Here is a 12,234-nt window from a genome sequence, read left to right on the forward strand (position 1 = left end):
AAAGGATGGTGCCTGTTATGCGGCAGGTAGGAATCGTCGGCGTAGGCCACACAAAATTCGGCAAGTGGGAGGGCACGTTTCTGGAGCTGATCACTCAGGCCGCCCTCCAGGCCATGGACGATGCCGGCGCCAAGACCGGCAAGGACAACGTGATCGACCAGGTATTCGTGGCCTCCATGGGCGCCGGGATGCTCAACCGGATCAGCGGCTCGGCCTCCGCCCTGGTGGACACCCTGAATATCCGGCCCGCCATGGCCGAGTGCATTGAGAACGGTCCGGCCTCGGGGGCCTCTGCCATCAAGCTGGGGTATATGGCCATCGCCTCCGGCGTGTGCGACTGCGTGCTGGTGGTCGGCGGCGAGCAGATGCGGGTGGTATCCGGCTGGGAGGCCACCGATTTCGTGGCCACCATGCTCCACCCCACGGGCGAGTACCCCTACGGGCTGACCCTGCCCTCCTTCGCAGGCATGTTCACCCGCCTGCGCTTTGAGAAGTACGGCGAGACCAGCGAGGATCTCGCCCGCATCTCGGTGAAAAATCACGACAACGCCACCCATAACCCCTGCGCCCATATCCAGCGTAAGGTAAAGCTGGAGCGCATCAGCGACCCCCGGTACGTAGACGCCACCAGCCCCATGGTGGCCGATCCCCTGCGCCAGTTCGATATGTGCCCCGTCTCCGACGGCGCCGCCGCCGTGCTGCTGGTGGCCAAGGATAAGCAGGAGGAGCTGGGCTTCGGTCATAAGACCTTTGCCCGCATCGCCGGCATCGCCTCCGCCACCGACACCCACTATGTGGCAGACCGCGCCGATCCCACCGAGCTGCTGGCGGTGCGCACCGCCGCCGAGCGCGCCTATCAGATGGCGGGGATGGGACCCGAGGACATCGACTGCGCGGAGCTGCACGACGCCTTCCTCATCCTGGAACTGGCCGAGAGCGAGGAGTGCGGACTGTTTCCCAAGGGCGAGGCCCACCTGGCGGTCCGCCGGGGCGAGACCGAGATCGGCGGGAGGATCCCGATCAATACCTCCGGCGGCCTGAAGGCCAAGGGCCATCCGCTGGGCGCCACCGGCGTGTCCCAGGTGGTGGAGCTGGTCCGTCAGGTCCGGGGCGAGGCCGAGGGACGCCAGGTCGAGGGCGCCAGGACCGGCCTTGCGGTCAACTTCGGCGGCTTCGGCAACAACGTCGTCGCCACCATCGTCACAACGAAGTAAAGGAGGGGACCGGAATGCAAGAAATGTATGCGTATCGGTGCGACAAGTGCGGCAAGCTGCATCATCCGCGCTATGCCGTGTGCCAGAATCCCGAATGCGACGGCCGCTCCTTCACGCAGGAGCCTTTGGAGGGCCACTGTAAGCTATTGACCTGGACCCGGGTGTTCAACCTGCCGGAGGGGTACATGAAGGCATGGCTCAATTTCGGCATCGTGCAGTTCGACAACGGCGTCACCGCCACCGGTCAGCTCGGCTTTGACGAGCGTCCGGAGATCGGCATGGACCTGATTTCCACCGTGGGGGTCGTCAAGGAGGGCGTCGGGAAGGACTATTACGGCTTTATCTTCCAGAAACCCTGAGGACGTGACTACAGTACAGGCAGAGCGGATCTGTGCGGCGCTGCGGACAGCCCTGGAGGGACAGTGCTTTCCTGCGCGGCTCCACTCTCGTTTTCGGGAGGCGGCCAACCTGGATACCCCGCTGGGCCTGGTCACCCTGCTTTCGCCGCGCAAATGCCTGCAGCCCTATGCGGTCCGATTGGAAGAGGAGATGGATTACACGGTCCTGGAGCCGGGCGTGCTGTCGCTCGGCTCCAGGGGGATCGCCGTGGATGGGGCGGTTGCGGTGTCCTTCGGAGCCAGCCGCGCGGTGGACCTGCATCTGACGCCCGGGCCGGCGCCTGGCGCGGAGGGAGCACGGATGGTCCGGCAGTTTTTGGCGGCGGCGCCGGAGGAAGGCCTGGCCCGGCTGGCCCTGGGGCGGAGCGACGGCCTCTATGCCGGGTTGCTGGCGCCCCGGTTGGAGACGCTGCGCCGGGCGGTGCGGGCGGGGGAGACCGAGACCGCCGCCCGGGCGGCCCGCCGGATGGCGGGGTGCGGGCCGGGGCTGACCCCCTCATCGGACGATCTGATCTGCGGCTATCTGGCGCTGCTGCCGTCTGGAGGCGCGTGGGCCGGTATGGCGGAGGCAATCGCTGCCGCTGCGGCCCGGGGCACCAACGATATCAGCGCAGCCCTGCTCCTGCGGGCGGGGGAGGGGCATTTTTCGGAGGACGCGCTCGGCCTGATCGGCTGCCTGCGCCGGGGCGGTGAGCGCCGGGCGCTGCATACCTGGCTGCTGCGGGTGGCCAGCTTCGGCAGCAGTTCCGGCTATGATTTCCTCACCGGAATCTATTTTGGCGTCCTGGATGCCTGTGCCATTGGAGGGATACGCATTGATTAAGCTAGAGGTACGGAAAAACGCGTATTACGATTCCGTCACCCTGATGATCATCTCCAAGGATGTGAAAAAGCTGCCCGGCGTCACCGAGGCGCTGGTGGGCATGGGGACGGATCTGAACCGCGAGATCGCGGCAAATATCGGCCTGGCGGGGGAGGGTTTCGACGCGGTCACCGCCAACGACTTTTTCGTGGCGGCCAGCTGTGAGAGCGAAGACGCTTTCAGCGCCGTAGTGGCAAAGGTGGATGAGCTGCTCAACAAAAAGGCCGACAAACGCAAGACGGATTACTTTCCGCCCACCCTGGAGGGTGCGCTCAAGCTGGAGAGCGGGCTGAACATGGCGGTCATCTCGGTGCCCGGCAAGTACGCCTACGAGGTGGCGCGCAGCTGCCTGGAGCACGAGATCAACGTGATGCTCTTCTCCGACAACGTGACCATGGAAGAGGAAAAGGACCTCAAGGAGTTTGCCGCATCCCGGGAGCTGCTGGTCATGGGTCCCGACTGCGGTACCGCCATCGTCAACAACACGCCCCTTGCCTTCGCCAATGTGGTAAAGAGCGGCGACATCGGTATGGTGTGCGCTTCGGGTACCGGCGCGCAGGAGGTCTCCTGCATCATCGATCAGCTGGGCTGCGGCATTTCGCAGCTGCTGGGCACCGGCGGGCGGGACCTGAAGCAGGAAATCGGCGGCATCATGATGAGGCTTGGACTGGATGCGCTGATCCACGATCCGAAGACAAAGGTGATCACGCTGGTCTCCAAGCCCCCCGCGCCGGAGATCGCCGCAAAGATCCTGGATCAGGCGGCGGCGGGCGGCAAGCCCACCGTGGTATGCTTTATCGGCGGCGAAGCCTCGGAGATCGAAAGACGGGGCCTGTACGCCGCCGTCTCCCTGGAAGACGCGGCCCACAAAGCCGCCGCGCTGGCCCGGGACGAGACGCCGGAAGACTTCACCGGCTTTGCCATGGGCCAGCTGAAAGCGGAAGAGCTGGCGGCGGCCGAGGCGGCCAAAATGGCGCCGGGCCAGAAGTATGTCCGGGGCCTTTACACCGGCGGTACGCTCTGTGATGAGGCGATGAAGCTGATGATCGCCTCGCTGGGCCATATTTACTCCAATATCCCGCTGAAGCCGGAGGACCGGCTGGCGGACGCCCGCGGCGGCGAAAGCCGGGAGCACACCTTCCTGGACTTCGGGGACGATGCGTTTACCGTGGGACGGCCGCACCCCATGATCGATCCCTCCCTGCGGGCGGAACGCGTGGTCACGGAGGCGGCGGACCCGGCGGCGGCGGTGGTACTGGTGGACTGCGTCATCGGTTACGGCTCTCATGAGGACCCGGCGCAGGATTTGTCTGAGGCCATCCGCAGCGCCAAGGCGCTGGCGGCCCAGGAGGGGCGTTATCTGGCGGTAGTGGCCTCGGTCTGCGGTACGGAAGCAGACCCCCAGAGCCTGTCCGGCTCCCGGATGAAGCTGGCCAACGCGGGCGCCATCGTTCTGCCCTCCAATGCCCAGGCCACTCGCTTCACCCAGCGCATCCTGGCGCATCTGTAGAGGGGGGAGGAAGAGATGAGCAAAGTCAACCAGTTGTTTGAACGCAAGCTTTCGGTGGTGAATTTCGGAATCGAGTCTTTTTACCAGGACTTGATCAAACAGGGCAAAAGCGCCGTCCACGTAGACTGGAAGCCGGTTGCCGGCGGGGACAAGAAGATCGCCGCCTGCCTGCGCAAACTGCGCCAGGCGCCGCTGAGCGAGACGATCGCCGCGGCCAACCAGGAGGCGCTGCGGCGCATTCTGGCGGCCCAGCCGGTGCTGGTGGGGATGTCCACCGCCGGGGAGGCGATCCCCGGTATGACCCCGACCACCATCCTCCACGCCGGGCCTCCGGTCACCTGGCAGCGTATGTGCGGTCCCGTCCGGGGTGCGGTGATGGGCGGTCTGATCTACGAGGGGCTGGCCAAGGACCTGGAGGAAGCGGAGGCCCTGGCCGCCAGCGGAAGGATCACCTTCGCTCCCTGCCACCACCACAGCGCCGTAGGGCCTATGGCGGGCGTGGTGACCTATTCCATGCCGGTGTGGCATCTCGTGAACAAGACCTTCGGCAACCACGCCTACTGCACGATGAACGAGGGCCTGGGCAAGGTCCTGCGCTTCGGCGCCTGCGACCAAGAGGTCTTCGACCGGCTCAGGCGCATGCGGGACGAGTACTATCCCGTACTGAAGGCGGCGCTGGAGCGCCATGGCGAAGTTGATATGAAGGTCATGATCGCCCAAGCGCTCCAGATGGGGGACGAGGCCCATAACCGCAACAAGGCGGGCACATCCCTGTTTCTCCGAGCGATCCTTCCGGACGTGCTGGGCACGGATTTCCCCAGAGAGCGGCAGATGGAGGCGCTGGCCTTCCTGAACAACAATGACCACACGTTCCTGAACCTGTCGATGCCCGCCTGCAAGTGCACCATGGACCCGGTCTTTGACGTGCCCTGCTCCACTGTGGTGGCCACCATGTGCCGCAACGGGACCGACTTCGGTATCCGCATCGCGGGCCTTGGGCCGGAAGCGTGGTTCACCGCTCCGGCGGAGATGGTCAAGGGGCTGTACTTCCCCGGATTTGACGATGCGGACGCCAATCCGGATCTGGGGGACAGCTGCATCACCGAGACGGCGGGGATCGGCGGCTTCTGCATGGCGGCGGCCCCGGCCATCGTCCAGTTTGTGGGCGGCCAGGTGCAGGACGCCATCAACTACTCCACCCAGATGTATGAGATCACGGTGGGGGAGGGCAGCGCCTACAAGATCCCCTCCCTGGATTTCCGGGGCAGCGCCACCGGTATCGACCTTCTGAAGGTCGTGGAGACCGGCATCCGGCCCATCATCAACACTGGCATCGCCCACAAGGACTACGGCGTGGGACAGGTGGGCGCGGGATTGGTGCACCCGCCGGCGGAGTGCTTCCGCAAGGCCATTGAGGCCTGCGCGCAGGCCTGGTGCGAATAGTACGCAGGAAACAGTACCGGCAAGACGATAGGAGGTTTCGTTATGAGCAAATGGTCCGACATCAAAATGTATGATCTGAGCATCCCCATCGGGATCAACACGCCCCCTTGGCCTACTTACGAACCGCTGCAGATGAAATTCTTCAAGCGTCTGGCCCCCAACGGCGCCAACGGCCAGCTGCTGACCCATTCCAACCACGTGGGCACCCATCTGGACGGCCCGCTGCATTTTGACACCGCCGGACGGGACATGGCCTCTCTGGAGCTGACCAAACTGTGCGCTCCCGGCGTGGTGGTGGACCTGTCCGACCAGGCCGAGGACTGGGGCATCTACACCCCTGAGGACATCGAGAAGCGGGTCGAAGTGAAGGAGGGCGACATCCTCATCATCAACACGGGCTATCACATCTATGGATGGGATTCTCCCACCGCCGACGAGCGGCGCTATATGCTCCGCCACCCGGGGCCCTCCCTGGACTTTATTCAGTGGGTGCGCGACAAGAAGATCCGCTGGATCGGCGTGGACTGCGGCTCCGCCGACCACCCCATGAACACCAAGATCCGCGACTGGGAGCCCATGGAGGCCGAGAAGTGCGACAAGGTCTTCCGGGAGCGCTACGGCAAGGCGCTCAACGAGGTATATCCCTGGCCGGACCGTTATCAGGCCATGCATATCGAGCTGTTCTGCAAGCCCTACGAGGCGATCCATGCCGAGTGCCTGGGCGGCGAGATCGAGCAGCTGTCCAACAAACGCGTGATCATCGGCTGCTTCCCGTGGAAGCTGGTGGACGGGGAAAGCTGCATCTCCCGCATCGTGGCCTTCGACGGCTTCGAAGACGTGTGATGTACCGCTGCCAGGGGCAGTTCCGCGCGGAACTGCCCCTGGTTGGGGATCGGTCCGGGATGTACAGCGGAAAGGGAGGAGAAGATGCCGCAGCTGCTGGCCTATGGGATGATGGCTCTGGTCATCGCCGCGCTCTGCCTGGTCTATTTCTGGAAAAACCGCTCCACCCATGCGATGGGGGACCGTTTCGGGCTGCTGTTTCTGGAGGCCAGGGATTACGCCGCGGGGAGAGAGGATCTTCTGCCGCGCGTCATGACCGACGCCTCCGGCCTGCGCCGGCTCCTGCCGATGGAGGAACAGCCGGAGGCGGTACGGAATGCGTTCCTGCTGGGCGGAAGCGGGGAGATGGCTCGTTATGACGCACAGCTGGACGAAACGCTGCGGGCGCTGTTTCAGTCCATTGGGCAAAGCGCCCATCTGAAAAAGCACTATTTCGACTATTACAACTCGTTGTTCCTGCTCCACAAGCTGTTCCTGCAGGTCTGTGCGGACCCGGCGGCTCCGCTTTCGGACGGAGCGTGGAAGGATCTGGCGCTCTATCTGGGCGATCGGACCCGGCTGAGCGGCCTGGTGGCCCAACGGCTGAGTTTCGGAGCGCGCAGGGCGTTCGCCGGACCGGCGCAGGAACGGCCCGTATCCCTGCGAAAGGAGGGAATGGGATGAAAGCATTTGAATATTACGCCCCTGCTGCCCTGGAGGAGGCGTTTGATCTGCTGGACCGGTTTGAAGCGGAGGGCAAGCTGCTCAACGGCGGCACAGACGTGGTCATCCAGCTGCGCGAAAAGCTCATCGCGCCCAAGGCGGTCATTGATATCAAACGGATCCCCGGGCTGAGAGGGATCGCCTATGATCCGGAGCACGGCCTCACCATAGGGGCCTGTGTCACGATGAACGAGCTGGGGAACGAGGCGCTGGTCTGCACCCACTACCCGACTCTGGCCAAGGCGGCGCTGAGCGTGGGTTCCAAGCAGGTGCGCAATCGGGCCACCTGCGCCGGCAACCTCATTAACGCCTCCCCTCTGGCGGATACCGCGACGCCGCTGCTGGCCTATGGGGCCAGCGTCGTGGCGGTCAGTCGCGAGGGAGAACGGGAGATCCCGCTGGACGAGTTCTTCGTCTTCGTGCGCAAGACCAGTCTGCGTCCCGGGGAGATCGTCACCGCCGTCCGGGTACCTGCCATCCCCGGTGCAAACGGGGTGTTCACCAAGATTTCACGCCGCCGGGAAGTGGATCTGTCCACCCTTTGCGCCACCGTGCTCAAAACGGGGGAAGGCTGGCGCGTGGCCTACGGGTCCGTGGCGCCGACGCCCATCCGCCTGAGGCAGACCGAGGCGCTGCTCGATGCCCAGCCTCTGACGGAAGAGCGCATCACCCGGGCGGTGGAACTGGCCCGCAGCGAGATCTCGCCCATCAGCGACGTGCGCGCTTCCCAGGAATACCGGCTGGAGGTCGCGGGCGTGGTGTTGGAGCGCAGTCTGCGCGCGTTGATGTGAGGGGGTGTGCCGCATGAAATACCGCGTCAATTTCTTTGTCAACGAGGAGCCGGTGGAACTCTACGTAGAGGCAAACAAGACCCTGCTGCGGGTGCTCCGGGAGGAGCTGGCCCTCACCGGCACCAAGGAAGGCTGCGGCGCAGGCGAGTGCGGGGCGTGTACCGTCATCGTGGACGGAAAGCCCGTCAACGCCTGCCTGGTGCTGGCTCCCGAGCTGGATGGGATGCACATCACCACCATAGAGGGACTTGCGAAGGATGGGGAACTGACGCCCATCCAGCAATCCTTTGTGGATCTGGCGGCTCTGCAATGCGGGTTCTGCACCCCGGGCTTCGTCATGTCGGCCACCGCTCTGCTGGAGGAAACGCCTCACCCCACCCGGGAGGAGATCATTGACGCCATCAGCGGCAATCTCTGCCGCTGCACTGGCTATGCCCGCATCGTGGAAGCCATCGAGCGGGCGGCAAATGGAGGAGGTGACCCGGCATGAGGGCGGTAGGCGAAAGCTTGCAGCGCGTAGACGCGATCAAAAAGGTCACCGGACAGGCTCAGTATGTGGACGATATCATCATGCCCCGCATGCTCTACGCTCAGGTGAAGCGCTCTCCCTATCCCCATGCCAGGATCCTGCGGATCGATACGTCGAAGGCCGAGGCCCTGCCCGGCGTGCGCAGCGTCATCACCGGGGACTGCTACACCAAGCGCTGCGGGCTCTATCTGGAGGATAAGAATTTCCTGGCGGTTGGAACGGCCAAATACCGGGGGGAAGCCGTGGCGGCCGTGGCGGCCGAGACCCCGGAGATCGCCGACGAAGCCGTGGAGCTGATCGAGGTGGAGTATGAGCAGCTGCCCGCCGTTACCAACGCCGTGGAGGGCATGAAGCCGGACGCGCCGCTGATCCATCCGGACCTGCATACCTACAAGGTGGCCCCGATCTTCCATCCGGTGCCCCACACCAACATCTCTCACCATTATAAGCTGCGCAAGGGGGACGTCGACAAGGCCTTCGAGGCGTGCGACGTCGTTACGGAGAATACCTACTACATCCCCCACGTGCAGCATGTGCCGCTGGAGCCCCACTGCGCCGTGGCGCAGTACGATCTGGACGGAAAGGTTACCGTCTGGGGGTCTATCCAGTCCCCCTACGCAGTGCGCCAGGCCCTGTCCGCCGCCTTTGACATTCCGCTGAACAAGCTGCGGGTCATCTCACCCTATGTGGGGGGCGGCTTCGGCGCCAAAGCGGGCACGACTCTGGAGGGCATCATCATACCGTTGGCCCGGCGCAACCGCGGCCGGCCGGTGAAGCTGAACTACTCCCGGGAGGATGAGTTCGAGAATTCCTATGTCCGCCAGGGCCTGCACTGCAGGATCAAGACCGGGATCAACCGGGACGGAAAGATCCAGGCCGTCAAGAACGAGTTTGTATGGGACGGAGGAGCGTACACCGAGTACGGCGTTAACATTACCAAGGCAGGTGGCTGGGCCTCTGCGGGGCCCTACGACATCCCAAACGTCTGGACCGACAGCTACTGCGTCTATACCAACCATCCCGTGGGCGGCCCCTATCGCGGCTTCGGCATGTGCGAGATCCATTTCGCCATCGAGCAGAATATCGACGAGGTAGCCCTGAAGATCGGGATGGACCCGGCTCAGGTGCGGCGCATCAACGGCCTGCGCCCCGGCGGCGTTACCGGAACCGGAGAGGTGATGGAGGTCTCCGGCTTCCATGACTGTCTGGAGCAGGTGCTGGAAGACATCGAGTATGACAAAAAGCCGGTGGACCCGTCCACCACCAGAAAGCGCGGGAAGGGCGTGGCCGCGGGCTGGAAATCCCCCTCGCAGCCCACCAACGCAGGCAGCTCTGCCATCATCCGTATGAACGAGGACGGAACCTTTATCCTGATGACCAGCGGGCAGGAGATCGGTCAGGGCTCCGAGACGGCCCTGACCCAGATCGCCGCCGAGACGCTGGACGTGGACCCGGGGCTCATTTCCTGCCGGTTCGGCGATACCGACCACACGCCCTATGAGTGGCAGACCGTGGCCAGCCGCACCACCTACTGCGCAGGCAACGCGATCAAGCTGGCCTGCGAGGATCTGAAGAACAAGATCCTGGATCTGGCCCAGATCAAGCTGGGGGCCTACAAGCGGGACCTGGAGTTCCGTGACGGTTTTGTGGCGCATAAACTCTACCCCGACCGGAAGGCGCCGCTGAGCGACTTTGCCTTGGGCCTCAGCTTCCCGGACGGTTCCGGTGTAGGCGGACCCGCGATCGGCGTGGGCTGCTTTACGCTGGAAAACAACCTGAATGTGGACCACGATACCGGCATGGGTTCCCATCCGGCGGCCTTCTGGACCATCGGCTGCAACGGGGCCGAGGTAGAGGTGGACACACAGACCGGCCATATCAAGGTCCTCAAAATGGTCTCCTGCTTCGACGCGGGCAAGGTCATCAATCCGCTGACCTATACCTGCCAGTCGGAGGGCGCGATGGTACAGTCTCTGGGCACCGCTCTGTTCGAAGAGCTCAAGCTCAAAGACGGAAAGGTACTCAACAAGAGCTTTGTGGACTATAAGATCCCAACGGCGGACGACGTGCCGGAGCTGGTGGTCAAGTATGTGGAGCATCCGGAGCCCACCGGCCCCTACGGCGCCCGGGGTGTGGGCGAGCCCTTGATGGTCCCGGGCGCGCCTGCCATCGCCAACGCGGTCTATCAGGCCATCGGCGTTCGGTTCCGCCGTATGCCCATCACACCGGACGATGTGCTGAAAGCGTTGCGAGAGCGGCAAGAAAACGAGAAGGGTTGAAAAACGGTCTTGCAGCTGCGCGGGCAAGGGAGGAGGTAGCTCCGCAGCTGCGGCAAACACCAGAATTGAAGGCAAGAAGAAGGCAACCGTTTGGAGGGAGGTATTTCAGTGGCTAGAAACATCGACTACAGCAAAGGGATTTACCATGCAAGGGAGCAGCTCGGCTGGCCCCGTACCATTGTCCTTGGTTTCCAGCACATGTTCGCCATGTTCGGCGCGACAGTCCTCGTTCCCATCCTGACCGGCCTAAGCATTTCCGTCACGCTTCTGTGTGCGGGAGTAGGTACGCTGCTGTTTCATTTCGTTACCGGACGCAAGGTACCCGCATTCCTCGGTTCTTCTTTCGCATTTCTGGGCGGCTTCGGTGTGGTCTGCGGCGGTATGGCCGGCGAACCCGGCTTTGATCCCAGCCGCCTGCCTTACGCCTGCGGTGGCATCGTCATTGCCGGTCTGATCTATTTGGTGCTCTCTGGTTGTATCACAGCCTTTGGCATCAAGCGGGTCATGCGGCTCTTCCCGCCGGTGGTCACCGGCCCCATCATCATCCTGATCGGCCTGATCCTTGCGCCCTCGGCAATTGGTAACGTACAGCAGTGCTGGTGGCTAGGCGTCATCACTATGGCCATCATCATCGGCTGCGCGGTGTTCGGTAAGGGCATGATCGGCATCATTCCCATCCTTTTGGGCGTGGTGGGCGGCTATGCCATCGGAGCGATTACTGGACAGGTCAACTTTTCTATGCCCGAGCAAATTGTTGCTATCCCCAATTTTACCCTTGCAAAATTTGAGGTGGGCGCGATTTTGACCATGGCGCCCATTGCTCTGGCCACCATGATGGAGCACATCGGCGATATCTCCGCTATCGGCGCGACCTGCCACCGCAACTTCCTGGCCAACCCTGGCCTGCACCGAACCCTGATCGGCGACGGCGTGGCCACTTCCTTAGCCGGGCTGGTAGGCGGTCCGGCCAACACCACCTATGGTGAGAACACCGGCGTACTGGCACTGTCCAAGGTGTACGATCCTTTCGTCATCGAAATCGCGGCCCTTATCGCAATCATCCTTTCCTTCATCCCCTTCTTTGAAAACATCATCGGAGCTATGCCTGCGGCCGTCATCGGCGGCGCGTCCTTCATCCTGTACGGCATGATCTCGGCCATCGGCGTGCGCAATATGGTGGAGAACCATGTGGACCTGACCAAACAGCGCAACCTGATGATCTCGGCCATTATACTGGTTTCCGGACTGGGCATCAACAGTATCGGCGGCCTGCAATTGGGCCCCTACGTGAATCTGTCCGGACTGGCCTGCGCCGCCATTTTCGGCATCGTCCTCAATGCGGCCCTCCCCGGCAAGGACTATGAGTTCTCCATGGAGGAAATGGAGGAGAGCGCCGCCTCGTAAATGCGTTAACCAGGTCCATGACAAATAAGAAAGCCGGAGCGGCCAATCGGCCGCTCCGGCCTGTTTGTAAAGAGAAAACCACCGGCTGTGCCGGTGGTTCCAAAAAGCTTTAGCTATGCCAGGAAAAAATCCTCCTTTGGTATAATAGCAGAGGTCTGCCAACCGCCACAAAAAACCAAAGGAGGAATCAAGTCCGGATGAAACTTGATGTATCAAGTTTAGCACACACGAAGTGGGAATGTAAATATCATATCGTCTT

At 63.1% G+C, this 12,234-nt stretch carries 11 protein-coding genes; all 11 read left to right on the top strand.

Features of this window, described 5'->3' with window-relative positions; all coding sequences use genetic code 11:
* Positions 1-17: 17 nt before the first annotated feature.
* The 11 genes from MR825_RS10910 (at position 18) to MR825_RS10960 (ending at position 11,975) form a co-directional block, all read left to right on the top strand.
* The gene (locus MR825_RS10910; protein ID WP_186906542.1) at positions 18-1,214 is read left to right on the top strand and encodes a thiolase family protein; all 1,197 of its coding nucleotides are present in this window, start codon (positions 18-20) and stop codon (positions 1,212-1,214) included.
* Between the two features lie 14 nt (positions 1,215-1,228).
* Positions 1,229-1,573: a Zn-ribbon domain-containing OB-fold protein gene (locus tag MR825_RS10915; protein ID WP_186906541.1), complete on the top strand. Its 345-nt coding sequence runs from the start codon at positions 1,229-1,231 to the stop codon at positions 1,571-1,573.
* Positions 1,574-1,577: 4 nt separating this feature from the next.
* On the top strand, positions 1,578-2,435 hold the full coding sequence (locus MR825_RS10920) for an oxamate carbamoyltransferase subunit AllH family protein (protein ID WP_256174928.1): 858 nt from the start codon (positions 1,578-1,580) through the stop codon (positions 2,433-2,435).
* Entirely contained in the window at positions 2,428-3,984 is a 1,557-nt protein-coding gene (gene fdrA / locus MR825_RS10925) for an acyl-CoA synthetase FdrA (protein ID WP_243204655.1), read from the top strand. The genes MR825_RS10920 and fdrA overlap by 8 nt, the downstream gene beginning before the upstream one ends.
* A 15-nt stretch (positions 3,985-3,999) precedes the next feature.
* A complete protein-coding gene (locus MR825_RS10930) occupies positions 4,000-5,427 on the top strand; it encodes a DUF1116 domain-containing protein (RefSeq protein ID WP_186906538.1) in 1,428 nt (475 codons plus the stop codon).
* 42 nt (positions 5,428-5,469) lie between these two features.
* Complete coding sequence (locus MR825_RS10935) at positions 5,470-6,270, top strand: cyclase family protein (RefSeq protein ID WP_186906537.1); 801 nt, start codon at positions 5,470-5,472, stop codon at positions 6,268-6,270.
* 84 nt (positions 6,271-6,354) lie between these two features.
* The gene (locus tag MR825_RS10940; RefSeq protein WP_287880725.1) at positions 6,355-6,933 is read left to right on the top strand and encodes a hypothetical protein; all 579 of its coding nucleotides are present in this window, start codon (positions 6,355-6,357) and stop codon (positions 6,931-6,933) included.
* The gene (locus MR825_RS10945; RefSeq protein ID WP_186906535.1) at positions 6,930-7,763 is read left to right on the top strand and encodes an FAD binding domain-containing protein; all 834 of its coding nucleotides are present in this window, start codon (positions 6,930-6,932) and stop codon (positions 7,761-7,763) included. The genes MR825_RS10940 and MR825_RS10945 overlap by 4 nt, the downstream gene beginning before the upstream one ends.
* Positions 7,764-7,776: 13 nt before the next feature.
* A complete protein-coding gene (locus MR825_RS10950; protein ID WP_186906534.1) occupies positions 7,777-8,253 on the top strand; it encodes a (2Fe-2S)-binding protein in 477 nt (158 codons plus the stop codon).
* On the top strand, positions 8,250-10,571 hold the full coding sequence (locus MR825_RS10955) for a xanthine dehydrogenase family protein molybdopterin-binding subunit (RefSeq protein ID WP_287880727.1): 2,322 nt from the start codon (positions 8,250-8,252) through the stop codon (positions 10,569-10,571). The genes MR825_RS10950 and MR825_RS10955 overlap by 4 nt, the downstream gene beginning before the upstream one ends.
* A 108-nt stretch (positions 10,572-10,679) precedes the next feature.
* Complete coding sequence (locus tag MR825_RS10960; RefSeq protein ID WP_287880729.1) at positions 10,680-11,975, top strand: uracil-xanthine permease family protein; 1,296 nt, start codon at positions 10,680-10,682, stop codon at positions 11,973-11,975.
* Positions 11,976-12,234 lie beyond the last annotated feature (259 nt).

Source organism: Lawsonibacter sp. (assembly GCF_022777125.1).
GTDB lineage: Bacteria > Bacillota > Clostridia > Oscillospirales > Oscillospiraceae > Lawsonibacter_A > Lawsonibacter_A hominis.

What these genes read in the sequence shown, in the direction of transcription:
- MR825_RS10910 (WP_186906542.1), top strand. Translation starts at nt 18, where the DNA reads ATGCGGCAGGTAGGAATCGTCGGCGTAGGCCACACAAAATTCGGCAAG.
- MR825_RS10915 (WP_186906541.1), top strand. Translation starts at nt 1,229, where the DNA reads ATGCAAGAAATGTATGCGTATCGGTGCGACAAGTGCGGCAAGCTGCAT.
- MR825_RS10930 (WP_186906538.1), top strand. Translation starts at nt 4,000, where the DNA reads ATGAGCAAAGTCAACCAGTTGTTTGAACGCAAGCTTTCGGTGGTGAAT.
- MR825_RS10935 (WP_186906537.1), top strand. Translation starts at nt 5,470, where the DNA reads ATGAGCAAATGGTCCGACATCAAAATGTATGATCTGAGCATCCCCATC.
- MR825_RS10940 (WP_287880725.1), top strand. Translation starts at nt 6,355, where the DNA reads ATGCCGCAGCTGCTGGCCTATGGGATGATGGCTCTGGTCATCGCCGCG.
- MR825_RS10945 (WP_186906535.1), top strand. Translation starts at nt 6,930, where the DNA reads ATGAAAGCATTTGAATATTACGCCCCTGCTGCCCTGGAGGAGGCGTTT.
- MR825_RS10950 (WP_186906534.1), top strand. Translation starts at nt 7,777, where the DNA reads ATGAAATACCGCGTCAATTTCTTTGTCAACGAGGAGCCGGTGGAACTC.
- MR825_RS10955 (WP_287880727.1), top strand. Translation starts at nt 8,250, where the DNA reads ATGAGGGCGGTAGGCGAAAGCTTGCAGCGCGTAGACGCGATCAAAAAG.